We start from the raw sequence: 24279 nt of genomic DNA on the forward strand, positions 1-24279 counted from the left end.
CAGAGGGAGAAAGAAAATTACCTGGACACCCCCAGGGCCTGCACCGTGTCGACGTCCAGATAGCCATGGACCGGTAGGCCGCGCGCCTGCTGGTAGCGGGCCACAGCCTGGAGTGTCAGATTGCCCAGGACGCCATTGGCCTCCAGGGAATGGAAGCCGGCTCGTTGCAGCGCACGCTGGATTTCGGCAATCTTGCCTGGCGAGGTGTTCGTTTCGCACAGCACCGAACGGCGCTCCTCACGCGCCTCGGCGACCTTCACCTGCCAGGTGAGCGTGTCGTATACCGCGGGCACCTCCACCCAGCGCTTGCCGGCAGGCTGATCGACCACCTGCCGCGTCTCCGCACGGTAGACCGCCGGCACGATCTCTTCGCGCAGGCTGGCAGGCTGATCGACGACCTGGCGCTCGAATGCCTGCGTCAGCGCCGGCACTTCGATCTGGCGCAGGCTGGCGGGTTGGTCCAGGGTGCGCCTGGTCACGGCTTGCACCAGGGCCGGCTCCGCCACCTGGCGCGTGCTCTCGGGGCGCTCAAGCACCTGCCGGGACACCGTCTTGTAGGTGGCGGGCACCAGAACCGCCTCCGTCCTGGCCGGCGCCACCTCGACGCGGCGCTTGATGGTGCGGTAGACCGCCGGCACGTCGACCACGCGCACACCGGCTTCTTGCTCAGGCACATAGCGGTTGACGTTGCGGTAGACCGCGGGAATGCGCACTTCGCGCACCCAGCTGTCAGGCCCTGCGGCGCGGCTGGCCTGCATGCCCGGTTGGTCGGCCACCGCAGCGGCACGGATCAGGCGCTCGCCCTTGGGGGTGGCGATGGGCTCGCCAGCACTGTCGAACTGGTAGCCCTGCGCGCGGGCACGCTCGAAATCGACCTCCAGCCGGTGCACGGTCTGGTAGAGGGCCGGGACCGGCACGACGCGCTCTGTGGCGGGACGCTCGATCACTTGGCGGCTCACGTTCCTGTACTCGGCCGGGACGACGATCTCGCTGGTGGTGGCCGCGGCCTTGAGCACCTGCCGCGTCACGCTCTGGTATTGCGCCGGGATTTCAACCAGGCACATCACGTCGTCCTCGAGATGGCTGTTGTCCGAAGGCGTGGCCCCCGTATCGATCACGCCACGCGAGACACCGCCGCGGGCCGCGGCCACCGGCGCGCGCCCCTCCGCCACGGGATGGCCTTGAAAACGCCCCTCTGCATCCACCACGAAGCCGCGCAGCGGCACGACCTGGACCGCCTGGCCCACCCAGGCACGCCCGCGCCGCCATTCGCGATAGGACTCGCTGACCTTCACCTGGTCTGTGACGACCTCATAAACCGCCGGAATTTCCATCCGGCGCGTGGTGGCCGCGCGCACCTCCATCGGCTCGGTGACCGTGCGGGTAATCGCCGGCAAGGCCTCAATGCGTGTGGTGGCCTCACTGCGCAGATGTTGCCCGGCTACCTGTTTCATCGGCAGGCGTACCGGCACATATTGCACGATCTCAGGGCGCACCATGACGCGCTCCACCTCGGTCCGGTAGCGAGGGGGCACGGTCTCGGTCCGGGTGGTGGCGGAGCTGATCAGCACCTGCTCTTCCACTTCCTTGTAGACCGCCGGCACCGCGCGGGAGATGGTGTGCTCGGGCACGTCGACGACCTGGACCCGCTCGGTACGGTAAATGGCGGGCACCACCTCCACCCGGGTCGCCGCCTCGCGTGTGACGATCTGCTCGGTGGTGCTCTTGAAAGTAGCGGGCACGGGTTCGTCGCGCATGCCGGCCGGGCGCAGCACCACGTCTTCGGTGACAGTACGCAGGGTAGCGGGCACGGGCACCTGCCGGCGCATTTCAGGGCTGACCAGCACCTGCTCCGTGACAGTTTTGTAGGTGGCAGGCACCACCTCTTCGCGCCGTGTGGCGGGCGTCACCAGCACCTGTTCACTGCGGGTTTCGAAACGTGCGGGTATCAGGATAGTGGCCAGGCACTCATCGGGCGCGGCGGCATGGGCGCCGGCCGCCAGAGCCAGACCGCCGCCACACAGCAGCGCGGCATGCGCGAAGTTTCGAGTTTTGGGAGTGGGCTTGCTCATGGCGTCACGGTTTTTAGGCGGCTGGAATACGCGAAGGTTACGATAATTTGCATCTTTGAACACGTTCTCCTCTGCAGATGGCTTGTTGACCGAGTCTTCATGGAGCGTGGCTGGCCGCAATTTCCATTTCGCTGTTCCTCTTCATTTTCCATTTAAATTGCACACAATTAAATTGTTAGCTACAATTTATGTCATGCCAAACTCATTGCCCGCCAACGATCTGCTCAAGCTGGACAACCAGCTGTGCTTCGCCTTGTATTCGGCGTCGCTGGCCATGACCAAGCTCTACAAACCCTTGCTGGGCAAACTGGGGCTGACCTACCCGCAGTACCTGGTGATGCTGGCCTTGTGGGAAGAAGACGCTCAGATGGTCTCGGCCCTGGGCCAGCGGCTTTCCCTGGATTCGGGCACGCTCACGCCATTGCTCAAGCGCCTGGAAACGGCGGGCTTCGTGTCACGCATGCGCGATACCGCCGACGAGCGCCGCGTGCACATCATGCTCACCGCCGCCGGCCGCCGGCTCAAGGCCCGCGCCGCGCAGGTGCCTGAATGCCTGTTGGCCGCCAGCCAATGCTCCATCGACGAGCTGGTCGCGCTCACGCAACAGTTGCGCGGGTTGCGGGATCGGCTCAAGATGGCTTGAACCTGAAAACGGCCATTGACCATCCCGCAAGCGCTGCCTACTTTTCTCCCCGCTTCATCCCGAAGCACTTTCCACCACCACCGAAGGAACGACCATGACCACGCAACTCGACAAAGTCCTCTACACCGCGCAAGCCCACACCACGGGCGGCCGCGACGGCGCCGGCAAGACCAGCGACGGCGCGCTGGAAGTGACGCTCAGCTCGCCTGGCTCGAACAAGCCCGGCACCAACCCCGAGCAGCTCTTTGCCGTTGGCTATGCCGCTTGCTTCATCGGAGCGATGAAGGCGGTCGGCCCCAAGGTCGGCGTGAAGGTGCCCGATGATGTCGCCATCGATTCCAACGTTTCCCTGGGCCCGACCAATGGCGGCGCCGCCTACGGGATCGCCGTGAAACTGACGATCACCCTGCCCGGCCTGGATGCAGATGCCAAGAAGAAACTGGTGGAAACCGCCCACCAGGTTTGCCCCTACTCCAACGCCACACGCGGCAACATCCCGGTCGAGCTGGTGATTGCTTAACGGCCCGGCGCTTGGGGTGCATCAAAGGGCCGTGAACATTCACTATGTGTAGCCTTCAAGCTAATCGTAGCCATCTTCTCGCTGGTGACGAATAGCCGATATCACGACCTCCGTTTCGCTTAGGATGCGAAACAGCGCCACATACCCAGTAGAACCGAACGGGATCACCAGCTCCCGTTCAAACCGGTCATCAAGGGCAATACGGCAAGTAAACGGATTGCGCTCGAGGATCCTGAACTCTTGCCTGATAGCCCTCATCGCTCGGCTTGGCAAGTCCCAATCTCCTCGCTCGGCTGCCGCATCCAGAAGAAAGCTTTCCAGCCTTCCCAAGTCCTCTACCGCTTCTCGCGTGAGGCTGACCACATAAGTCACACTGCTTTGCGCTGGCGCCGCTGCGAAGAGGCCAAGCGTAAGTCGAGACGTTTCTGCATCGCGTCCAGGACATCCTTCGCGGTATAGAGCTCACCCGTGTCCAGTGCGCGGGCCAATGATGCCCGTCCGCGCGCAATGAACTCCGCCTGCCTTGTTCTCCGCTCGGCCTCCTCCGTAGCAGCTTGCTCGATGAATTGCGAAAGGGTTTCCCCTTGATGAAGGACGCCTTCGATCTGCCTGCGGACCAAAGGCGTGACGCGTACAGGAGGAAGCTGGGCTGTCTTCATGTGGCGATTGTAGTGCAATTGCTATGCAAATATAGCTTACCCGCGCAACCGCTCGATCAGGCCATTCAGCTCCTCCAGTGAGCCGAACTGCACGGCCAGTTCGCCCGCCTCCTCCAGCTTGCCGCCGCGCTTGGTCTTCTTCTTCACCCGCACTTCGACTTGCGCCATCAGCAGATCGGACAGCTCCTCCTCGACACGGCGGACATCGCCTGATTTTTCGTCCGCGTGGGAAGATTTCCGCGAAGCCGTGAGGTTGAATTCGGCGGCGAGGCGCTTGACCAGACTCTCGGTTTCACGCACCGACAGTTTCCTGGCGCTGACCTGGTTGGCCGCCGTGATCTGCGCCGCGCCTTCCAGTACCAGTAGCGCACGCGCATGTCCCATGTCGATGTCGCCAGCCATGAGCATGGTCTGGACCGGTTCGGCCAACTGCAGCAGGCGCAACAGGTTGCTGGCGGCACTGCGGCTGCGGCCCACAGCCTGGGCCGCCTGCTCATGGGTCAACTCGAACTCCTTCACCAGGCGCTGCAGGCCCTGGGCCTCTTCCAGCGGATTAAGATCCTCGCGCTGGATGTTCTCGATCAGCGACATCGCCGCGGCAGCTTCGTCGGGTACTTCTCGCACCAGCACCGGCACATCGGCCAGCCCCGCCAGCCGGGCAGCACGGAAACGGCGCTCGCCCGCGATGATTTCGTAGTGGGCGCCGGTATTGACCGTGCCCAGCGGACTGCTGGCCGGGGGGAAGAACGGTTGCCATCCAGGCGCCGGACCAGGATCGGCTGCATGATGCCTTGCGACTTGATGGACTCGGCCAGCTCGTAGAGCGCGCCCTCGTCCATGCGCGTGCGAGGCTGGTACTGGCCCGGGCGCAGGTCGTCGAGCGGCAGCATCATCGGCGTGCCGGCAGGCGTGTTGGGCTGGGGGTTGCTGTCTGAGGCTGTCGCGGACAGGCTGGGGCCAAGCAGCGCATCGAGGCCGCGGCCGAGGCCTTTGGGTTTCTTGGTGACCATTGGGATCAGGTTCTGGTTTTATGAGGCGCACGCATGGTCATGCTTGGCGCGGGTAGGAGGTGATGTGCCCCCATCGGATGCGGAAAAGTGGCAGTCCAGGAAAGCGTCATGCGTGCACTTTCGCCAATGCGTGCAGCAGCGCTTCGGTCGGCCAGGTCTGCACGCGCGGGCCGAAACTGCTGATGGCGGTGAGCGTGGCATTGTGGTGCGCAATCACCTGCTCCGGTGTGAGCACGGAGTTGCCGGCGGAGGTATGCGCATCCTGCGCCAGCAGCACCGGCCAGCCAAGGGCCAGTGCACGGCGGCAGGTGGTGTCCACGCAAAATTCGGTGTGCATGCCGCAGACGATCAGGGTGTCGACGGCGTGCTCTTTCAGCATCGCCTCCAGCGAGGTGCGGTTGAAGCTGTCAGGTGTGGTTTTGGACAGGCGCAAATCGGCCGCCTCTACCTCCAGGCCCTTCGCAAGCTCCCAACCGGGCGTTCCGGCCCGTAGCCGGCTTGAATCCTCGTGCTGCACCCAGATGACTGGCGCCTGGGCCACGCGCGCGGCACGCGCGAGTGCATTGATGCGCCGGATGACGCCACGGCTGTCGAAAGCTGCTCCAGGGCCTTGGCACAGGGCTTCCTGGACGTCGATGATGAGCAGAGCGGGTTTCATGAGCGTCTCCACCAAGCTGATCAAGAATGGCTCAAGTTTGCCAACAATGCATGCCCCTCTTCCCAATCACCCAAGCCTGAGTCGGCATTGATGTGCCCCTTGGCGCCCAGCCGATAGAAGCTGGCGCCCCAGTCGGCGGCGAGGCGGCTGGCATGGTCCAGGCTGCAGAAGGGATCATCGCTGCTGGCCACCAGCACGCTCTTGAAAGGCAAGCGCTGGCGCTGCACGGGTGTCCAACCGGGAATGGCCTGGCGGTTGTCGTCGCGCTCAATGTCAGGCGGCGCCACCAGCAGCGCCCCTGCCACACGATCCGTGTGCCGCGAATGTGCGGCCCACCAGGCCACGAGGATGCACCCCAGGCTATGCGCCACTAAAAAAAGACCCCCACGCTCCCCCGCTTCGCGAGGTCCGCTGCCCCCAGGGGGCGTCTTTTGTCTTGGGGCTGGCCGGCGACAAAAGAGGATCTCCGCCCTTCAACACCTCTTCTTCCAGGCGCAGCATCCAGTCGCCACGCAGCGGGCGCATCCAATCGTGCTGTTCGACGCGCTGATAGCCATACAGCACTTCCCAGCGGCTTTGCCAGTGCCCGGCGCCACTCCCCTGCCAACCGGGAAGTATCAGAACTTGTGGAATGGCCATCAGCTATCTATTTAATAGCAAATCAATCTCTCAGGCCCCGCGCCACCATCTCTTTGGCGAACGACAGGAATGCCTGACTGCCTTTGGCGGAGGGATCGAACACCAGGCCGGGCATTCCATAGCTGGGCGCTTCGGCCAGGCGCACATTGCGCGGGATGACGGTATCGAACACCTTGGAGCCATAGTGGCTCTTGAGTTGCTCGCTGACTTGCTGCTGCAAGGTGATGCGCGGATCGAACATGACACGCAGCAAGCCGATCAGCCGAAGGTCCCGGTTCAAATTGGCGTGCACCTGCTTGATGGTGTTGGTGAGGTCGGCCAAGCCTTCCAGGGCAAAGTATTCGCACTGCATGGGCACGATCACGCCTTGTGCGGCGCACAGGCCGTTGAGGGTCAGCATGCTCAAGGATGGCGGGCAATCGATCAGCACGAAATCGTAGTCGGCCTCCACCTTGGCCAGCGCGTCCTTCAGGCGGCGGTCACGGCGCTCCTCGCTCACCAGCTCCACCTCTGCGCCGGCCAGTTCGCGGTTGGCCCCGAGCACGCCGTAAGCGGCTCCGGCCTCCTGCAGTCTGGGCGGCACGATGACGGCTTCGGCTACGGTGGCGGATTCCAGCAGTACGTCGTACACCGAGAGCTCCATCGACCGCTTGTCGACGCCTGACCCCATGGTGGCGTTGCCCTGCGGGTCGAGATCGACCAACAGCACCCGCTGGCCGATCATGGCCAGGCCAGCCGCCAGATTGACAGTTGTGGTGGTCTTGCCGACGCCGCCTTTTTGGTTTGCGATGCAGAAGATTTGCGCCATGGGATATCCGGAAAGTGTTCGCTTACTTCGTCAAGGCCAGCCGTACACCGAACCCGATCAAGAAGATGCCTGCCAGCTTGGTGAAGATGCTTGAAATACGGGGGTTGGCGCGTACACGCTCGGCCATGTGGTGTGAAATTAGGGTCGCGGCCAGGCCGTAGAGAAAAGTCAGGGCGGCCACGGTCACCGCCATGGCTGCGAAGGTCAGCAGGCCTGGTTGCCGGGCAGGGTTGATGAACAGCGGGAAGAAAGCCATGTAGAAAACAATGGCCTTCGGATTCAGCAAGGTGATGAAAAAGGCCTGCTTGGCGAAATGATGAGGTGCCAGCTTGAGGACGCTGCCCTGCCCCGGCTTGGCCATCAACATCCGCCATCCAAGCCACGCCAGATAAGCCGCACCCAGCCACTGCACGGCCGCGAAGGCAGTGGGATACGCCTTGAGCAATGCCGCCACGCCGGCGACCGCGCACCACATCAGAATCTGATCACCCGCGATGACCCCCAGAGTGGCGGCCAAACCGCCTCGAATACCGCCTTGTGTTGTGCTTGAGATCAACGCCAGGTTGCCTGGACCGGGAATAGCCAGGAATAACAGAATGGCGATGACGAAGGCTGGGTAATCGGTGATGGCGAGCATGAGTGAGGAGTGTACCGGGCTTGAAGGGCTAAACCTTGGTTTGGCGCAATTAGTACCTCGGCGCGGGCGTTTTCGGGGCCGAAAACCTTCTATTTGTTCCACGTGAAACATGAGGTTGAAGGAATTGTGGAGTTTGGCCTTGAAGGGATGCATGGTGGGGTTGGAATCGGCGCCTTTCGGGGTCTTTGTCATGCGGGAGGGCTTGAGTGGGGGTTTCATAGCGGTTGGTCTGAATGGCATTCTGCTGTTGACCTACGGTCGGAGGCCGGGATTGCCCCCGGCGGTGCACCTACCTTTCTTTGCGTCGCCAAAGAAACGTAGGCCAAAGAAAGGCGACCCCACTGGACGTGTCCCTTCGCTTCGCTACGGGCAACCTGCGGTGCTCAATCGAGGGGTGGTGCTGCAGAACTCGCTACGATCGCTTCGCTCACTCCGCTCAAACAGCTGCAGCAAGTCAGAGCACGAAGCAAGGGCATCTTGCAGTGCCCTTGCCCACCCCTCGCTCTGCGCTCCTCGGCACGCCCAGAGGGGACCCGCGGCTCGGGCCATTGCTGCGCTCGGCCTGCGAATCAATAGACCTCGCACTGCTTGATGGTCTTGCTCCCTCCCCCTCTGGGGGAGGGTTGGGGGGCAGGCCATCCTGTGGGGGCTTTCACTGCAGTATCTGCACAACAAAAGCCCATTCGGATCAACCGCCGTGAAAGCCCCCATCCCTGCCTTCCCCCAGCGGGGGAAGGAGTAAATACAGCGAAGCCTGATCATCCGAGGGCCGAGCGAAGCAATGGCCCGACTCAGGCTCCTTGCCCCTCTGGCCGTGCCGAGGAGCGCAGCGCATGGGGCGGGCAGGAGCACTGCAAGATGCTCCTGCTTCGTGCTCTAGCTTGCCGGCGTTGTTCGAGCGACGTGAACGTAGTGAACATAGCGAGTTCGACGGCACCGCCCCATGCGTGAGCACCTCAGGTTGCCCGGAGCGTAGCGAAGGGACACGTCCAGTGGGGTCGCCTTTTCTTTGGTGTCTTTCTTTTGGCGACGCAAAAGAAAGATACTGCGCCGCCGGGCGCACATCCCGGCCAACCGACCGTAGGTCAACAGCTGAAGGCTATTAGAAGGCGCGGAGAACAAACACTCCCACTGCCCTCGCCCTCCCGGACTGCCGTACCCCGCAATCGGGAGAGGGAGAAAAAGACCCACACAAAAATCCAACAACGGCAAACAAAGCCACTTCAGCACCTTGATTGGTTTCACGTGAAACACTCAAGGTAAAAGACAAAAGGCCGCCTGTACCCGCGCATTAAGGACAAGGGCAGGCTTCACCCCTGCCCTAACCCCGCCTCATCCAAACAATACACCTCTCCGCCCCCAACCCTGGCACCCCAATGTGTTCCACGTGAAACACATCCACCTCAGATGAGAGGGCAGTCAATTCCTCATCCGGACGCTTACCCTTCATAGCCACCCAAACGCCCTGCTCCGCCAAAGCCCCTTTTGACCACTGAGTGAAATCCACCAGCGAGGCAAAAGCACGGGAAGTCACCACATCAAACTGCTGAGTGATGGATTCGACACGCGCATGCACGCCACGCAGATTAGGCAACGCCAATGCTCCTGCCGACTGCTGAATGAAGGCCGCCTTCTTGGCCACCGCATCGACGCAAGTCACATTCACCTCGGGACAACAGATGGCCACGACCACACCGGGCAAGCCACCGCCCGAGCCGACGTCCAGCAACTCGATCGCCCTGCCCTCCGTGTGCCGGCGCAAAGGTGCGATGACCGCAAGGCTGTCGAGCAGATGGTGCGTGAGCATCTCCTCCGGATCGCGCACAGCCGTCAGGTTGTAGACCTTGTTCCACTTCCCCAGCAAGCTGAGATAGTTGAGCAGTTGGTCTTGCTGCTGAGGGCTCAAGCTCAAGCCGAGTTCCGCAATGCCGCCGGCCAGCCTGGTACTCAGGGCAGGTTCGCTCACGCTTCCACCCGCTGCTTGGGTGCCGTTCCAGCAAAGCCTTTGAAGCCACTCTTCTTCAAGTGAATCAGCAGTAAGGACACCGCGGCTGGGGTGACGCCCGATATGCGTGAAGCCTGGCCCAGGGTTTCGGGCCGGTGTTTTTCCAGCTTTTGCCGGACTTCAATCGACAAAGCCGTCACTCCAAGGTAGTCCAGGTCTGCAGGCAGCCGCAGCCCCTCGTAGTGCGCAGCCCGCTCTACTTCGTCCTTCTGACGGTCGATGTAGCCCGAGTACTTGGCAGCAATCTCGACCTGCTCGATCACAGGGCCAGCCAAATCACCGAGTGTTTCACGTGAAACATCGGCACTGGCGTGCTTGCCGCCGTCGAGAGAGATCAATGCGGAATAGCCTACATCTGGCCGGCGCAGCAAATCAAACAGGTTATGTTCATGCTCGATTGCCTTGCCCAATACACGCTCGGACTCCGTCGCGGGCAGATTCCGAGGATTCACCCACGTGCTCTTCAGGCGCTCTGTTTCACGTGAAACAGCGTCGCGTTTACGGCTGAAGGCGTCCCAGCGGGCGTCGTCCACCAGTCCCAAGCGGCGGCCTGTCTCCGTCAAACGCATATCGGCGTTGTCTTCCCGCAGTTGCAGGCGGTATTCGGCGCGGCTGGTGAACATACGGTAAGGCTCGGTCACCCCCTTCGTGATCAGATCGTCCACCAATACGCCCAGATAGGCTTCGTCCCGCCGAGGTAGCCAAGCTTCCTCGCCCCTGCACTGCAGGGCGGCATTGATGCCGGCAAACAAACCTTGGGCCGCGGCTTCTTCGTAGCCTGTGGTGCCGTTGATCTGGCCGGCGAAGAACAATCCGGAGATCTGCTTGGTTTCGAAACTGCTCTTGAGCGAGCGCGGATCGAAATAGTCGTATTCGATGGCGTAACCAGGGCGCAGGATATGGGCGTTCTCCAGCCCCTTCATCGAGCGCACCAACTGGTATTGCACATCGAACGGCAGGCTGGTGGAAATCCCATTGGGATAGACCTCATGCGTGTCCAGCCCTTCGGGCTCCAGGAAAATCTGATGGCTTTCCTTGTCGGCAAAGCGATTGATTTTGTCTTCCACGCTCGGGCAGTAGCGAGGGCCGACGCCTTCGATCTTGCCGGTGAACATAGGGCTGCGGTCAAAACCGCTGCGGATGATCTCGTGCGTGCGCGCGTTGGTATGGGTGATCCAGCACGGCACCTGGCGCGGGTGCATGTCAGCCCGGCCCATGAAACTGAACACGGGCACGGGATCCAGATCGCCTGGCTGCTCTTCGCATTGGCTGAAGTCAATGGTGCGCCCGTCCAATCGGGGCGGCGTCCCTGTCTTGAGGCGGCCTTGAGGAAGCGTCAGCTCCTTCAAGCGGGCCGAGAGCGATACGGCGGGCGGATCCCCTGCCCTTCCGGCCTGGTAGTTGTCCAGCCCGACATGGATGCGCCCATCGAGAAAAGTACCTGCGGTGAGCACTACCGTGCGGCTGCGGAAGGCAATACCCACCTGGGTAACGGCGCCGACCACCTTGTCGCCTTCCACCATGAGGTCATCCACGGCCTGCTGGAACAACCAGAGGTTGGGCTGATTTTCCAGGCGGCGGCGGATGGCGGCCTTGTAGCGAATGCGGTCTGCCTGCGCGCGTGTGGCCCTGACGGCAGGACCTTTACTGCCATTGAGAATGCGGAACTGAATGCCGCCTTCGTCGGTGGCGATCGCCATGGCGCCACCCAGTGCATCCACCTCCTTCACCAAGTGGCCCTTGCCGATACCGCCGATGCTGGGGTTGCAGCTCATCTGCCCCAGGGTTTCAATATTGTGGGTGAGCAGCAGCGTGGCCGCGCCCATGCGTGCAGCGGCCAGGGCGGCTTCGGTGCCCGCATGGCCACCGCCGACGACAATGACGTCGAAAGTTTGAGGGTAGATCATGATCGGATGAATCCATCCCTCAATCAAGCGATCGTGCCTGCACCCGAAAGGCGGACACGAAGTACGCATAAAGGCATCTTCGGAGGCTTGTGCGTATGCACCTCGTGCACACCCGACAAGGATGCGTACATACGCGGGCCGAGGGAAGGAGAAAACCTGCGTAAGTACCCGAATTTTAACGGGTTAGCACATTTATAGGGGCTAAGGTGGTTTTCGTGGCGGACGAGAGTAAGCTCATGCTTTTGATACTCACGAGGAGACTCCATGGCCATCAAGAAAGCTGCCGCCAAAACCGCAGCACCGCCCGCTGCCACCACGCATGCGCTGCCTTCTTACCTCGATCCCGAGCATCTGGGTCCCTGGGGTATCTATCTGAAGCAGGTGGACCGGGTCACGCCGTACCTCGGCCCGCTGGCGCGATGGGTAGAGACGCTCAAGCGGCCCAAGCGCGCCCTGATCGTCGATGTGCCGATCGAGCTGGACAACGGCACCATCGCCCACTTCGAAGGCTACCGGGTGCAGCACAACGTGAGCCGCGGGCCGGGCAAGGGCGGTGTGCGCTTTCACCAGGACGTAACGCTCTCGGAGGTGATGGCCTTGGCCGCCTGGATGTCGGTGAAGAACGCCGCCGTGAACGTGCCCTATGGGGGCGCCAAGGGCGGCATCCGTGTGGACCCCCGAACGCTATCAAAAGGAGAGCTAGAAAGACTTACCAGGCGCTACACATCAGAGATCGGCATCATCATCGGCCCCCACAAGGATATTCCCGCGCCTGACGTCAACACCAACGAGAAGGTAATGGCGTGGATGATGGACACCTACTCCATGAACGTGGGCGCCACGGCCACCGGTGTGGTGACAGGCAAGCCTGTTGACATGGGCGGCTCCCTGGGGCGCCGCGAAGCCACCGGGCGCGGGGTGTTCACCGTCGCCGTGGAGGCCGCTGCGCAGATTGGCCTCACCATAGAGGGCGCGCGTGTGGCGGTGCAGGGCTTTGGCAACGTCGGCGGAACCGCCGGCAAACTGTTCTCCGATGCGGGCGCGTTGGTGGTGGCCGTGCAGGACCACACCGGCGCCATCGCCAACGACAAGGGCCTGAACGTGGCCAAGCTTCTGGAGCATGTGGCCAAGACCGGCGGCGTGGCCGGCTTCAAGGGGGCCGAAGTCTCCACGCCCGCCGAGTTCTGGGCATGCAAGTGCGACATCCTCATTCCCGCCGCGCTGGAAGGCCAGCTGACCAAGGACAACGCCGGCAAGGTGAAGGCCAGGATGGTGATCGAAGGTGCCAACGGCCCTACCACCCCCGAGGCTGACGACATCCTGCAGGACAAGGGGGTGCTGGTGGTGCCCGACGTGATCGCCAATGCCGGCGGCGTCACCGTGAGCTACTTCGAATGGGTGCAGGATTTCTCCAGCTTCTTCTGGAGCGAGGATGAGATCAACCAGCGCCTCGTGAAGATCATGAAAGACGCGTTCGCCACCGTATGGCAGACGGCCCAGCAGCACAAGGTGAGCCTGCGCACGGCGACGTTCATCGTGGCCTGCACGCGCATTCTGAATGCTCGGGAGCTGCGCGGGCTGTATCCTTGAGCCCCCCTGAGGCGCTTACGCGCCTTCCCCCCGTGGGGGGACGCACCCGGCGGCCTGGCGGAGCCAGCTCCGCGGGTGCCCTGGTAAGGCGCCGTGCTCCGGTGAGGGCGTGTTTACGATCTCCTCGCGAGGGGGTTAGCTCGCGGCGAGATCGTAAACACGTTCTATCGCTACCTCGCGGGTTTTGGGAAATTCAAGCTTTTAGATGATGGCTGCTTTCGATCTTTCTTGCCGGTCTGGCTGCGGAGCATGCTGTATTGCGCCTTCGATCAGTTCCCCCATTCCGGGCATGCCGCAGGGTAAACCGGCGGGAGTACCCTGTGTGCAGTTGGATGAGCATCTGGGCTGCCGCTTGTTCGGGCGGCCGGAACGCCCCGCGGTCTGCGGCGGGTTGCGTCCCTCGTTGGAGATGTGTGGCCCGCAGGAGGATGGCGGTGTGTATGCCATGCGCTACCTTCATGCGCTGGAGCGGGCCACGGCCAGCTAAATGCCTATGCGGAAGAAGGCATAGCCTCATTCCGCATAGGTGCCACACGCGGCTCGGAACTAGCCTACCGGCTTGTAGGGACGGGCTTCAAACCCGCCCACACCCCTGCCGCGGCCAGCCAGGCCCTTCACGACCTGTAGCGCCATGGCCACCGCACCGACGATGAACACCACGTCGCCGAAGGTGCGTATCCAACGCAGCGTCTGCAGCAGAGGCTGTTGCATGAAGGCCTCGCTGCGGGCGTACCAGAGGCCCTCGGTGACGCTGGCGTGGAACTGGATGAAGCCTATGGGCAGCAAGCTGGTGGCGATCATCAGTACCAGGCCGCCGTTGAGACACCAGAATGCCGTCTTCATCAGCCCTTCGCTGAATACAAGCTGAGGACGCACATAACGCAGCACCATCAGCGTGAAGCCCAGTGCCAGGAATCCATATACGCCGAACAGCGCGGCGTGCGCATGCACGGGCGTGGTGTTCAGGCCCTGGATGTAGTAGAGCGAGATGGGCGGGTTGATCATGAAGCCGAAGACGCCCGCGCCCAGCATGTTCCAGAACGCCACGGCCACGAAGCACGCCAGTGGCCACTTCAGGTTGGCCATCCAGGGCGCACGGGTCTTGAGACGCCAGTTCTCCCATGCTTCATGGCCGAGCACGATCAGCGGCACGACCTCGAGCGCGCTGAAGGCCGCGCCGACCGCCATCACCGGGGTGGTCGTGCCCGCGAAGTACAGGTGATGGAAGGTGCCCGGGATGCCGCCCAGCAGGAACAGCGAGGCCGACGCCAGGCTGGCCGAGGTGGCCATGCCGCGCGAGACCAACCCCATGCTGCTGAATACGAACGCCAGCGCCGTGGTGGCAAAAACCTCGAAGAAGCCTTCCACCCACAGGTGCACGACCCACCAGCGCCAGTACTCCATGACCGACAGGTTGGTGCGTTCGCCATAGAAAAGACCCGCGCCATAGAACAAGCCGATGGCGCCCACCGAAGCCGTGAGCAGCGCGAGCAGGTTCTTGTCCTCCTTGCTGCGCGCGAAGAGCGCGGGCAGGACGCCACGCAGCATCAGCACCAGCCACAACAGGATGCCGACCCACTTGAGAATCTGCCAGAGCCGGCCCAGATCGACGTATTCATAGCCTTGGTGCCCCAGCCAGAAACTCCACTCTGCCGGCATCTTCTGAGCGATGGCCAGGTAGTTGCCCACGAATGACCCCACGCAGACAAACACCAGCGCCCAGAACAGCACATCCACGCCGAGCTTCTGGAACTTGGGGTCCTTGCCGCCATTGATGACGGGGGCGAGGAAAAGGCCCACGGCCAGGAAGCCGGTAGCGATCCAGAAGAGCGCGCTCTGGATGTGCCAGGTGCGCGTGAGCGCATAAGGAAACCACTGCGACACATCGATGCCGTAGAACTTCTGGCCCTCGATGGTGTAGTGGGCGGTAAAGCCGCCGATGAAGACCTGGAACACAAACAGCGCCACCACCAGGAACAGGTACTTGCCCAAGGCGCGCTGCGAAGGCGTGAGCGCAAAGCTGGTCAACGGGTCCCGCGCGGGTGCGGCGGGCAGCGGCTCATCGTGCCGGCGCAAGAACGACCAGCCCCAGATGAGAAAGCCCACGCCCGCGAGCAGCACCACCACGCTGGCAATCGACCAGACCACGTTCTCGCTGCTGGGCGTGTTGCCGATCAGCGGCTCATGCGGCCAGTTGTTGGTGTAGGTCACCCGGCTGTCCGGACGCGCGGTGGCGGCCGCCCAGGCGGTCCAGAAGAAGAAGTGCGTGAGTTGCTGCCGGCGCTCGGCGCTGGGCAGCGTGTTCTCCTTCATCGCGAAACTCTCCCGGCTTTTCTGGAATGCGGGGGCGTCCGAAAAAAGCTGGTCGTAATAGGCGGCGGTCTGGGCCATGGCCTGGGCGCGGCGCTCGCTTACGACGAGGTCCCCTTTTGCATCGACGCCATTGCCGCGGTACTCGGCCTTGAGCTCCGCGCGCAATGCGCCTTGCTGGCTTTCAGTCAGATCGGCATAGGGCTTGCCGTGGCGCTCCCGCGCGGCCAGATCGAGCCAGGCGGAGAGTTCGCGGTGCAGCCAATCGGCCGTCCAGTCGGGCGCCTGGTAGGCGCCGTGGCCCCAGATGGAGCCGAGCTGCATACCCCCCACCGACTGCCATGCTGTCTGGCCGTCGAGGATGTCGTCCTTGCTGAAAAGTGCCTTGCCATCACTGCTTGCCACCTGCACGGGTATCGGCGGCGCCGAACGGTAGATGTCCGCGCCAAGGTAGCCCAGCAGCGAGAACATCACGATGCACAAGGCGATCAACGTGAACCAGTGTTTCCTGTACTGTCCCATGATGCGCTCCTAGTGGATCCGTGCGGGCGCGAAGCGCTCGAACAGGATGTTGTTCTCGGTGTGGATATGCGCCATCAGATCCTCCCTGAACGTGCGCAGGCCCAGGTACAGCGCGCGCCATGTCGTGCAGGCGTCGCGCGGTGCGGTGATGCCGTTCGTGAGTTCCTCCAGCCGGCGCAGCTCGGTCCCATGGCTGTCATGTTCCATGCGCATCACGCCGATCGGCATGCTGGCCGCGCCGCCCTGGCCGTGCGCGATCATCGGGAACAGTATCAGCTCCTCCTTGCGCATATGGCTGTCCAGTTCCTGGGCCATGGCCTCCAGGTGATCGGCCAGGCCGTGCGGACAATCGGCACGCTCGCCATGCACGTGCTCCACCCGGCGGGCCAGGCGCGCCAACTCCGGCAGCTGCTCGCGATGTACCGCGTGATAGCGCACGAGGATGTGATCGACCAGCTCGGTATCGGTGGCCAGGCTCCAGTCGCGCTCCGCGTCGTTGCCGGAGCGCTGCTGCAATACCTGCAGCTCCTCGGCGATAGGCTCGGCATCGATGCCCGCCTCCTGCGCCGCGGTGCGCAACGTCCGGTTGCCCGCACAGCAGAAATCCAGGCGGTGCTGATCGAACAGCCGGGTGGCACCGGGGATCCGGCGTGCCAGCTGGCCCAACGATTGATCCAGATAGGTCATGGCGATGTACTCCTTGCAAATGAATGGTGGATCGATGCCAGAGTCAATGCAATCGCTATGCCAATAAAAATCCCTTCACAATCAATAGCTTGAAAATGAAAAGGTAAAAATACCCTTCATAATCAGGGTTCAATCTACCTTTATTGGGTATTTTTAACCATGAATACCATCAACGCCTTGCTCATGGCCGATCTGGCGGCCGAACTCCCCATGGCCGTGCGCCAGCAGCGGCTGGTCGAAACCTTGCGCCTGCACTTCCACTGCGGCGCCGTGGCCCTGCTGCGCCTGGATGGCGAAGGCGAACTGCTGCGGCCTGTCGCGGTCGATGGATTGAGCGCCGATGCACTGGGCCGGCGCTTCGCGATCAAGGAGCATCCGCGGCTGGCGGCCATCTTGCAGCAGCGCGAAGTCACGTGCTTTCACCATGACAGCGGATTGCCGGATCCCTACGATGGGCTGGTGATCGAACGCCCCGGCGAGCCGCTGCATGTGCACGACTGCATGGGCGTGGCACTGGATCTGGAGGGGCAGCGCTTTGGCGTGCTTACGCTGGATGCGTTGACCGTGGGCACCTTCGATTCCGCAGCGCAACGCGAACTGGCGCAACTGCGGCCGCTTATCGAGGCGGCCGTGCGCGTCTCACGGCTGGAGGTGGCGCTGCGCGCGGCCCAACAATCCGCAGGCGTGGCGGCGGGCGGCTCGCCCTCGCGCGAGGACAGCGAGATCGTCGGCCACAGCGAAGCCATGGCCCGCCTGCTGCACGAGCTGCGCGTGGTGGCCGATACGGAACTGCCGGTGCTTCTGCTGGGGGAGACTGGCGTGGGCAAGGAAATGTTCGCCCACCGTCTTCACCGGTTGTCGCGGCGCGGCACACGGCCGCTGGTGCATGTGAACTGCGCCGCCCTGCCGGAGTCGCTTGCCGAGAGCGAGCTGTTCGGCCACGCGCGTGGCGCCTTCTCCGGGGCCATGAGCGACCGGCCCGGCCGCTTCGAGGCGGCGGAGGGCGGCACACTGTTTCTTGACGAGGTGGGCGAGCTGCCGCTCGCCATCCAGGCCAAGCTGCTGCGCACGCTGCAGAACGGTGAAATCCAGCGCCTGGGCGCTGACCGGCCGCGCAAGGTGGATGTGCGTGTGATCGCGGCCACCAACCGCAATCTGCGCAACCGGGTAGCGGAAGGCAGCTTCCGCGCCGACCTGTATCACCGGTTGTCGGTGTACCCGATCCCGATTCCGCCGCTGCGCGAGCGGGGCAACGACGTGCTGCTGCTCGCGGGGCGCTTTCTGGAACAGAACCGGGCGCGCCTGGGCCTGCGCAGCCTGCGCCTGTCGGCCGCCGCCGACGAAGCGCTGCGCCGCTACCGCTGGCCGGGCAACGTGCGCGAGCTGGAGCACGTGATCAGCCGTGCCGCCCTCAAGGCCCTGAGCCGTGGGGCGCGGCGCAGCGACATCGTGACACTCGAGGCCGACCTGCTGGATCTTGATGACAGCATGGAGCAGCTCCCTGCAGCGAAGGAAGCGTTATCGGCTACTCCAACGGACCAGGAAACGTCGCTGCACGACGCAGTGGATGCCTGCCAGCGCGAATGCATCCGTGCTGCCCTGCAGCGCCACGGCGGCAACTGGGCCCGCGCAGCCCGGGCGCTGGGCGTAGATGCGAGCAATCTGCACAAGCTGGGACGGCGGCTGGGGCTCAAGCAGAGCCAGGAGAATCCAGAGGGCGGGCTGCAAGGTTGATCGACCTTTGCTACGCTGGAGGATGCGGCATTTTTTTCCGCATCCTCACCTAAGAAAGCAACAGATGAAACTCTACTATTCCGCTGGCGCCTGTTCACTCTCGCCGCATATCGCACTGGAAGAAGCGGGCCTGAAGTACGAGGCTATCTCCGCCCCCACCAAGACCAAGGTGCTGCCCGACGGCAGCGACTTCCGCAAGGTGAACCCGCTGGGGTATGTGCCCTACCTGGTTCTGGATGACGGCACCGGTTTCAGTGAAGGCCCCGCCATCGTTCAATACATTGCCGACCAGGCGCCCGCCAAGAAGCTCGCACCACCCAATGGCACTGTGGCACGCTATCAACTACAAAGCCTGCTCAATTTCATCGGCACCGAAATCCACAAGGGCTTCGGTCCCCTGTTCAACCCCGGCATCCCTGATGAAGTCAAGCAGGTCTTCAAGGCCAAGCTGCTGGAACGCCTGCAATATGTGGATGGCCTGTTGGCTGGCAAGCAATACCTGATGGGTGACGATTTCACCGTGGCCGATGGCTACCTGTTCACGGTCACGAACTGGGCCAAGCCCATGAACATCGATCTGTCGGGATTCAAGAACCTCGTGGCCTACCGCGAGCGTGTGGCCGCACGGCCGGCCGTGCAGGCGGCCATGAAGGCAGAAGGACTGATCTGATTCGCTTAACATCCTCCTCATGCAGAGGAGGAGTCTTCTGGTTTTGACCTATATGAGAGCGCTGCCATGGCAGCGCTTTGCCCGATGGGCCATGCTGGCGGGAGCCGCCATGGCCCTTTGTTCCTGCGCAACCGCGCCGGCACCGGGCTCGGCCACGGCCGAACGCTCTCCCAAACTGGCGAACATGGGTGTGCGCGATATGCGTGCCGAATTTCGGCACGCCTTTTGCGCGCGGCTATCCAGCAAGCTTGATTGCACGGGCATTCTGCGGCGCCTGCCCGGAGAGCCGGTACGCGCGACCACCGCCCGAAACTCCACCATCACGGAGACGTCTGCCACATTGGCAGGCCAATACAGGCTCGCGTTTGTGCCCGGGCTGCTGGCCGGCTGCGCGGGTTCGACGATCATGCCGTTTGCGGATACGAAGGAGACGCTCCGTGCCACAGGATTCGACGCCCGGATCCTGTCGATTGAAGGCCGTGGCTCCACCGAGCACAACGCCGATCTGATTGCCCGCCAGATCATAGGTGCGGACCCCGATCCACGCCCATGGATCGTCTTTGGTTACTCCAAGGGCTTGCCCGATGTGCTGGAAGCGCTGATTAGGCACCCTGAGATCTCCGGCAGCATCGCCGCCGTTGTCAGCTACGCTGGCGCCGTGGGCGGCAGCCCCCTGGCCGATGACTCGGACAACCTGCCCGCGGCCCTGCTGGAGCACGTACCTATGCCCGGCTGCGACCGCGGCGATGGCTCCAGCATCGCCTCATTGCGCCGCGACGTCCGCCACGCCTGGTGGCAGGCCCATCACACGAAACTGAGGCTGCCGTTCTACTCCCTCGTGACCACAGCGCGGGCCGATCGCGTATCACGTCCGCTGCAAGGTTCATACGCCACGCTGTCGCAAACGGATACGCTCAACGACGGCCAGCTCATTGCGGCTGACGCCGTGGTCCCTGGCAGCGCACTGCTGGGCTACGTGAATGCCGATCATTGGGCCATAGCGATGCCGCTGTCGGAGCAGCTCCCCGTCATCAGCGGCATGTTCGTTGACGACGTACCGCGGGCCGACCTGGTGCTGGCGGCTGTACAGGTCATTTCCCGGCACACTGCCCGCTCTCATGGGCAGGCTGATCGCCCCTGAAAGGCTCAGAAGCTCGGAATGACCGCGCCCTTGAACTCGCTCTGAATGTACTGGCGCACGGGTTCGGACTGGTAGGCCTTGAGCAGCTTGGCGACCCAAGGCTGATTCTTGTCCTGCTCGCGCACCACCAGGATGTTGGCGTACGGGCCTTGCGGGCCTTCCTGGGCGATTGCATCGCGTTGCGGGTTCAGGCCTGCCTGCAGCGCGAAATTGGTGTTGATGGCGGCGGCGTCCAGATCCTGCAGGGCGCGTGAAAGCTGGGCGGCGTCCAGCTCCACGAAGCGCAGCTTCTTGGGGTTGTCCACCACATCGAGCGGCGTGGCTTTCAAGCCGGCATCCGGCTTGAGCTTGATGAGGCCTTTGGCCTGCAGCAGCAGCAGCACACGGCCGCCATTGGTGGGGTCATTGGGCAAGCCGAAGCGGGCGCCATTCTTCAGCTCGGACAGGTTCTTGATTTTCTTGGAATAGACGCCGATCGGCTCGGTGATGGTGGTGCCGATGATGGCGAACTTGTAGCCCCGGTCCTTGACCTGTTGGTCGAGATAGGGCTTGTGCTGGAAGCTGTTGACCTGCAGATCGCCGGCGGCCAACGCGGCATTGGGCTGCACGTAGTCGCTGAACTCGACAATCTGGATGTCCAGGCCGTCCTTGGCCGCGACCTTCTTGGCCTGCTCCATGATCTGGGCGTGCGACCCGCCCGTCACACCGATCTTCAGCGTCTGGGCTTGTGCGTGCGCCACGCCTGCGAGGGAGATGGCAGCGGCCAGCAGCGTTTGCAGCAGAGTGCGTTTTTTCATGAGGAAACTCCTTGTGGGAAATGAATAGAGAAAAAGAGGAAGCAGGCTCTACTTGTGGCTGAGCCTGCGCACCGTCCAGTCGCCCAGGCTCTGCACGATCTGCACAAAGACAATGAGCACCAGCACCACGGCCAGCATCACATCGGGCAGAAAGCGCTGGTAGCCGTAGCGGATGCCCAGATCGCCCAGGCCGCCGCCACCGATGGCGCCCGCCATGGCGGAGTAGCCGGTCAAGGTGACCAGCGTGATCGTCAGCCCCCCAACGATGCCGGGCAGCGCCTCGGGCAGCAGCACCTTGAACACGATTTGCGATGTACTGGCCCCCATGGCCTGCGCGGCTTCGACCAGGCCGGCATCCACCTCGCGCAGCGAGGCCTCCACCAGCCGGGCAACGAAGGGCGCGGCCGCCAATGTCAGCGGCACTACGGCTGCCGCGGTCCCGATGGATGAGCCTGTGATGAAACGCGTGAACGGGATGATGGCTACCAGCAGGATGATGAAAGGCGTGGAGCGTACGGCATTGACCACGACGCCCATGATCCTGTTGAGCGGCGCGTTTTCCAGCACGCCGCCCCGGTCGGTCAGGCGCAGGAACACTCCCAGCGGGATGCCGATGGCCGCGCCCGCCAAGCCGGAAATGGCCACCATGAACAGCGTTTCCCACAACGAAGTGGCAAACAGCTCCAGCATGGCGGCGGAGAAGTTTTCAAACATGGGTGGCGTCCTTTCCGTCGGTCTCCTGCGTCAGGTCCTGCACTTGCACGCCGTTGGCGGCCAGGCCGTCCGACACGGCTTGCACGGCGGGGGCCGGGCCGCTGACGTAGATCGCCAGCGCGCCGAAGGTCTGGCCCTGGATTTCGTCCATCTGCCCGTGCAGGACGCTCACGTCCACGCCGTGCTCGCGGATCAGGCGCGAGAGCAAGGGTTGCTCGGCCCGTGCGCTGGCATACACCAGCCGCAGCAGGCGCCCGTCCTGCCCGGCGGGCAAGGCCGCTTGCAGCTGAGCCATGTGCCTGCGCACGCTGGCCGGCAGGCTTTGCGGCATCACCTCGTCGATCAGGCTTCGCGTGATGGCCTCGCGCGGGCGGGTGAACACATCGAGCACCGTACCCTCTTCCACCACCCGGCCGGCTTCCATGACGGCCACGCGGTGCGCAATCTGCTTGATGACCTGCATCTGATGCGTGATCAGCACGATGGTCAATCCCAGCTCACGGTTGATTTTTTGCAGCAGCGCCAGAATGGCACGCGTGGTTTCCGGGTCGAGCGCCGACGTCGCCTCGTCGCTCAGCAGCACTTTCGGGCGGCTCGCCAGCGCGCGCGCAATGCCCACGCGCTGCTTTTGCCCGCCACTGATCTGGGCCGGATAACGATCAGCCAGCGCGGCCAGACCCACCAACTCCAGCAGTGGCTCCACGCGTGCGCGAATGGCTGCCTTGTCCATACCCGCCAATTCCAGCGGCAGGGCTACATTGCCATACACGGTGCGCGAGGACAGCAGGTTGAAATGCTGGAACACCATGCCGATGTCCCGCCGCGCCGCGCGCAATCCGGCGGCGCCCAACGATGTCAGCTCGGTGCCTGCCACCGAGACCTTTCCTGCCGTGGGGCGATTGAGCAGGTTGATGCACCGCACGAGCGAGCTCTTGCCCGCCCCGCTGCGGCCGATGATGCCAAATATCTCGCCGGGCTGAATATGCAGGTCCACCCCGCGCAGCGCATGGACGACGCCTCCCCCGGGACCGGGATAGTCGAGTGTGATGCCCTCCAGCGCGATCATGGGCGGAGGGCCGTGCGCGCCAGCGCGGTTGAATGGGTTTGAGCTTGCATGGACGAATCGGCAATCATCAAAAAAGACAAAGCCGCCTGGACAAGGGCGGCAGGCCACGAATCTTAGGGTATACCCCTAATTCCGTCTACGAATAAAAAACTCTAATCTTATACCTGAAATGCGGAAAGCCGCTTCTGACGCCAAGCCAGAAGCGCGCCGACCCAGAGCGCACCGGCCGAATACAGCAGGCCGCGCGCCAAGCCGCCCGGACCGTCGGCGACCCATCCGACGATCGTGGGACCAACGATCTGGCCCAGCGCGAACACGATGGTGAAAGTGCTGATGCCGGCCGCCCACTGCGGTTCGGGCAGGTTGTGGCGCACGAAAGCCGTGGTGGAGGCCACCACCGACAGGAACACGCCGCCGAACAGCAGACCGGACGCCAGCACCACGGGCCACGCGCCCGTGAGCGCGGGCAGGATGGTGGCCACCCCCAGCACGGCATTCAGAAGCGCCAGCGCGCCCCCGCCCTTGGCGCGATCCAGCAGGCCCGCCCAGATACGCCCCGAAGCCACCACGGCCAGCCCCAGGAACGTATAGAAGGCCGTGATCGCGCCATCGCTCACACCCTGCTCGCGCAGGAGAGCAATGACGAAGGTCATGTAGCCGATGTATCCGACACCGAAAAGCGTGTAGCCTGCCAGCATGGCGCCCATCGCCCGCCAGGGCACAGCCGCCGGCTTCGAGGGGGCCGTGGAGGCTTTTGCCGGCGAGGGCGGGGGCTCCTGGCGGGCGATCGCCCGCGCAGGCCAGACAAGCACCGCCGTACCGGCCAGGCAGGCCAGCGCCAGGCCCCACCAGGCCCAGGACCAGCCATGGGGGACGCCCTGGGCGGCCTCCAGCAGGGCCGGAACCCCCAGCGCTGATACCGCGATCCCCCAGCCGGTACCGCCATAGCACAGGCCGATCAGCAATCCTGACTGCGCGGGCGCCTGCGCACCCAGCCGCGCGGCCATCAAACCGCCAGCCACGAACACGAAGGCGCTGGCCATGCCCGCCAGCAAGCGCTGCAGCAGCAGCGGCCAGGCGCCCGTGAAAAATCCGGAGGCTGCCATGAAGGCACTGGCCAGCACCGCGCCCCACAGCAAGACGGCCGACGCCCCGAAGCGCCGCAGCAGCCAGGGCGTGAGCAGCGCGCCCAACAGATAGCCGGCCGCGTTGGCGGTGTTCATGCCACCTGCCAGCGTGTAGCTCCAGCCGAGGTCGTCGCGCATCACGGGCAGCAGCAGACCGTAGGCAAAGCGTGTGATGCCCAGAGACACCGCGGGACCAAGCGACAGCGCGAGTGCGATCAGCAGGAGGCGGCGCAGAGGTGGAGAAGCAGTGGTCGGCATGCGTGCATTGTCATGCAGCGGGCCCGGTCAGGCTTTGATTCAGCGCCAAGCAACCGATCCTCAAGTGGCGCAAAATGCAGTGTCCCGGCCCAGGCCACCCCTTTT

21 protein-coding genes and 2 pseudogenes are annotated in these 24279 nt (G+C 63.5%); 7 read left to right on the forward strand and 16 right to left on the reverse strand.

Annotation, left to right across the window (positions count from 1 at the left end):
* Positions 1–17: 17 nt before the first annotated feature.
* Positions 18–2072: a peptidoglycan-binding domain-containing protein gene (locus WJU18_RS00090; protein WP_423458153.1), complete on the reverse strand. Its 2055-nt coding sequence runs from the start codon at positions 2070–2072 to the stop codon at positions 18–20.
* Between the two features lie 193 nt (positions 2073–2265).
* Here WJU18_RS00090 and WJU18_RS00095 point away from each other — a divergent pair, with 193 nt between their 5' ends.
* Both WJU18_RS00095 and WJU18_RS00100 read left to right on the forward strand, forming a co-directional pair.
* Positions 2266–2715, forward strand: a complete 450-nt coding sequence (locus WJU18_RS00095) for a MarR family winged helix-turn-helix transcriptional regulator (protein WP_423458154.1) — start codon at positions 2266–2268, stop codon at positions 2713–2715.
* A 94-nt stretch (positions 2716–2809) separates the two neighbouring features.
* Positions 2810–3235 carry an organic hydroperoxide resistance protein gene (locus tag WJU18_RS00100; protein WP_423458155.1) on the forward strand — a complete coding sequence of 142 codons (426 nt, stop codon included), beginning with the start codon at positions 2810–2812 and terminating at the stop codon, positions 3233–3235.
* 60 nt (positions 3236–3295) lie between these two features.
* On the opposite strand, the gene WJU18_RS00105 is transcribed toward WJU18_RS00100, so the two are convergent.
* The 9 genes and pseudogenes from WJU18_RS00105 to mnmG all read right to left on the reverse strand — a co-directional run bounded on the left by WJU18_RS00105 (position 3296) and on the right by mnmG (position 11558).
* Entirely contained in the window at positions 3296–3607 is a 312-nt protein-coding gene (locus tag WJU18_RS00105) for a type II toxin-antitoxin system RelE/ParE family toxin (RefSeq protein WP_423458156.1), read from the reverse strand.
* Positions 3604–3894 carry a YlcI/YnfO family protein gene (locus WJU18_RS00110; protein WP_423458157.1) on the reverse strand — a complete coding sequence of 97 codons (291 nt, stop codon included), beginning with the start codon at positions 3892–3894 and terminating at the stop codon, positions 3604–3606. Before WJU18_RS00110 ends, WJU18_RS00105 begins: the two co-directional genes overlap by 4 nt.
* A 36-nt stretch (positions 3895–3930) precedes the next feature.
* Positions 3931–4904 (reverse strand): annotated as a pseudogene (locus WJU18_RS00115) (ParB/RepB/Spo0J family partition protein).
* Positions 4905–5010: 106 nt separating this feature from the next.
* Entirely contained in the window at positions 5011–5562 is a 552-nt protein-coding gene (locus tag WJU18_RS00120) for a cysteine hydrolase family protein (RefSeq protein WP_423458158.1), read from the reverse strand.
* A 20-nt stretch (positions 5563–5582) separates the two neighbouring features.
* Positions 5583–6201: pseudogene (locus tag WJU18_RS00125) on the reverse strand (RBBP9/YdeN family alpha/beta hydrolase).
* A 22-nt stretch (positions 6202–6223) separates the two neighbouring features.
* Complete coding sequence (locus tag WJU18_RS00130; protein WP_423458159.1) at positions 6224–7009, reverse strand: ParA family protein; 786 nt, start codon at positions 7007–7009, stop codon at positions 6224–6226.
* Positions 7010–7031: 22 nt separating this feature from the next.
* Complete coding sequence (locus WJU18_RS00135; RefSeq protein WP_423458160.1) at positions 7032–7646, reverse strand: LysE family transporter; 615 nt, start codon at positions 7644–7646, stop codon at positions 7032–7034.
* 1321 nt (positions 7647–8967) lie between these two features.
* Positions 8968–9612, reverse strand: coding sequence for a 16S rRNA (guanine(527)-N(7))-methyltransferase RsmG (rsmG, locus tag WJU18_RS00140; RefSeq protein ID WP_423458161.1), 645 nt, complete (start codon positions 9610–9612; stop codon positions 8968–8970).
* On the reverse strand, positions 9609–11558 hold the full coding sequence (mnmG, locus tag WJU18_RS00145; RefSeq protein ID WP_423458162.1) for a tRNA uridine-5-carboxymethylaminomethyl(34) synthesis enzyme MnmG: 1950 nt from the start codon (positions 11556–11558) through the stop codon (positions 9609–9611). Before mnmG ends, rsmG begins: the two co-directional genes overlap by 4 nt.
* 264 nt (positions 11559–11822) lie before the next feature.
* Here mnmG and WJU18_RS00150 point away from each other — a divergent pair, with 264 nt between their 5' ends.
* Complete coding sequence (locus WJU18_RS00150) at positions 11823–13148, forward strand: Glu/Leu/Phe/Val family dehydrogenase (RefSeq protein ID WP_423458163.1); 1326 nt, start codon at positions 11823–11825, stop codon at positions 13146–13148.
* A gap of 205 nt (positions 13149–13353) precedes the next feature.
* A complete protein-coding gene (locus WJU18_RS00155) occupies positions 13354–13635 on the forward strand; it encodes a YkgJ family cysteine cluster protein (protein ID WP_423458164.1) in 282 nt (93 codons plus the stop codon).
* Positions 13636–13694: 59 nt separating this feature from the next.
* On the opposite strand, the gene WJU18_RS00160 is transcribed toward WJU18_RS00155, so the two are convergent.
* A complete protein-coding gene (locus WJU18_RS00160; protein ID WP_423458165.1) occupies positions 13695–15980 on the reverse strand; it encodes a nitric-oxide reductase large subunit in 2286 nt (761 codons plus the stop codon).
* Between the two features lie 9 nt (positions 15981–15989).
* Complete coding sequence (gene ytfE, locus WJU18_RS00165; protein ID WP_423458166.1) at positions 15990–16667, reverse strand: iron-sulfur cluster repair protein YtfE; 678 nt, start codon at positions 16665–16667, stop codon at positions 15990–15992.
* Positions 16668–16826: 159 nt separating this feature from the next.
* On the opposite strand from ytfE, the gene norR reads away from it, so the two are divergent.
* The 3 genes from norR to WJU18_RS00180 all read left to right on the forward strand — a co-directional run bounded on the left by norR (position 16827) and on the right by WJU18_RS00180 (position 20212).
* On the forward strand, positions 16827–18401 hold the full coding sequence (norR, locus tag WJU18_RS00170; protein ID WP_423458167.1) for a nitric oxide reductase transcriptional regulator NorR: 1575 nt from the start codon (positions 16827–16829) through the stop codon (positions 18399–18401).
* 64 nt (positions 18402–18465) lie between these two features.
* Positions 18466–19071: a glutathione transferase GstA gene (gene gstA / locus WJU18_RS00175; protein ID WP_423458168.1), complete on the forward strand. Its 606-nt coding sequence runs from the start codon at positions 18466–18468 to the stop codon at positions 19069–19071.
* A gap of 43 nt (positions 19072–19114) precedes the next feature.
* Positions 19115–20212, forward strand: a complete 1098-nt coding sequence (locus WJU18_RS00180) for a hypothetical protein (RefSeq protein ID WP_423458169.1) — start codon at positions 19115–19117, stop codon at positions 20210–20212.
* A 5-nt stretch (positions 20213–20217) separates the two neighbouring features.
* Here the strand turns inward: WJU18_RS00180 and WJU18_RS00185 are convergent, their stop codons facing one another.
* The 4 genes from WJU18_RS00185 to WJU18_RS00200 all read right to left on the reverse strand — a co-directional run bounded on the left by WJU18_RS00185 (position 20218) and on the right by WJU18_RS00200 (position 24174).
* Positions 20218–21009, reverse strand: coding sequence for a MetQ/NlpA family ABC transporter substrate-binding protein (locus WJU18_RS00185; protein WP_423458170.1), 792 nt, complete (start codon positions 21007–21009; stop codon positions 20218–20220).
* A 48-nt stretch (positions 21010–21057) separates the two neighbouring features.
* Positions 21058–21723 (reverse strand): methionine ABC transporter permease, encoded by a 666-nt coding sequence (locus tag WJU18_RS00190; RefSeq protein WP_423458171.1) that lies wholly within the window; start codon positions 21721–21723, stop codon positions 21058–21060.
* Complete coding sequence (locus WJU18_RS00195; protein WP_423458172.1) at positions 21716–22789, reverse strand: methionine ABC transporter ATP-binding protein; 1074 nt, start codon at positions 22787–22789, stop codon at positions 21716–21718. The genes WJU18_RS00190 and WJU18_RS00195 overlap by 8 nt, the downstream gene beginning before the upstream one ends.
* Before the next feature lie 158 nt (positions 22790–22947).
* Complete coding sequence (locus tag WJU18_RS00200) at positions 22948–24174, reverse strand: YbfB/YjiJ family MFS transporter (RefSeq protein ID WP_423458173.1); 1227 nt, start codon at positions 24172–24174, stop codon at positions 22948–22950.
* Positions 24175–24279: the final 105 nt, after the last annotated feature.

It is taken from the genome of Ottowia sp. VDI28, from assembly GCF_049532675.1.
Lineage (GTDB): Bacteria > Pseudomonadota > Gammaproteobacteria > Burkholderiales > Burkholderiaceae_C > Ottowia.

Bases quoted from the DNA above. Each gene is read 5' to 3' on its own strand.
- WJU18_RS00150 (WP_423458163.1), top strand. From the start codon at position 11,823: ATGGCCATCAAGAAAGCTGCCGCCAAAACCGCAGCACCGCCCGCTGCC.
- WJU18_RS00100 (WP_423458155.1), top strand. From the start codon at position 2,810: ATGACCACGCAACTCGACAAAGTCCTCTACACCGCGCAAGCCCACACC.
- WJU18_RS00185 (WP_423458170.1), bottom strand. From the start codon at position 21,009: ATGAAAAAACGCACTCTGCTGCAAACGCTGCTGGCCGCTGCCATCTCC.
- WJU18_RS00110 (WP_423458157.1), bottom strand. From the start codon at position 3,894: ATGAAGACAGCCCAGCTTCCTCCTGTACGCGTCACGCCTTTGGTCCGC.
- gstA (WP_423458168.1), top strand. From the start codon at position 18,466: ATGAAACTCTACTATTCCGCTGGCGCCTGTTCACTCTCGCCGCATATC.
- WJU18_RS00135 (WP_423458160.1), bottom strand. From the start codon at position 7,646: ATGCTCGCCATCACCGATTACCCAGCCTTCGTCATCGCCATTCTGTTA.
- WJU18_RS00200 (WP_423458173.1), bottom strand. From the start codon at position 24,174: ATGCCGACCACTGCTTCTCCACCTCTGCGCCGCCTCCTGCTGATCGCA.
- WJU18_RS00190 (WP_423458171.1), bottom strand. From the start codon at position 21,723: ATGTTTGAAAACTTCTCCGCCGCCATGCTGGAGCTGTTTGCCACTTCG.
- WJU18_RS00160 (WP_423458165.1), bottom strand. From the start codon at position 15,980: ATGGGACAGTACAGGAAACACTGGTTCACGTTGATCGCCTTGTGCATC.
- norR (WP_423458167.1), top strand. From the start codon at position 16,827: ATGAATACCATCAACGCCTTGCTCATGGCCGATCTGGCGGCCGAACTC.
- WJU18_RS00090 (WP_423458153.1), bottom strand. From the start codon at position 2,072: ATGAGCAAGCCCACTCCCAAAACTCGAAACTTCGCGCATGCCGCGCTG.
- WJU18_RS00095 (WP_423458154.1), top strand. From the start codon at position 2,266: ATGCCAAACTCATTGCCCGCCAACGATCTGCTCAAGCTGGACAACCAG.
- ytfE (WP_423458166.1), bottom strand. From the start codon at position 16,667: ATGACCTATCTGGATCAATCGTTGGGCCAGCTGGCACGCCGGATCCCC.
- WJU18_RS00155 (WP_423458164.1), top strand. From the start codon at position 13,354: ATGATGGCTGCTTTCGATCTTTCTTGCCGGTCTGGCTGCGGAGCATGC.
- WJU18_RS00130 (WP_423458159.1), bottom strand. From the start codon at position 7,009: ATGGCGCAAATCTTCTGCATCGCAAACCAAAAAGGCGGCGTCGGCAAG.
- WJU18_RS00120 (WP_423458158.1), bottom strand. From the start codon at position 5,562: ATGAAACCCGCTCTGCTCATCATCGACGTCCAGGAAGCCCTGTGCCAA.
- WJU18_RS00195 (WP_423458172.1), bottom strand. From the start codon at position 22,789: ATGATCGCGCTGGAGGGCATCACACTCGACTATCCCGGTCCCGGGGGA.
- mnmG (WP_423458162.1), bottom strand. From the start codon at position 11,558: ATGATCTACCCTCAAACTTTCGACGTCATTGTCGTCGGCGGTGGCCAT.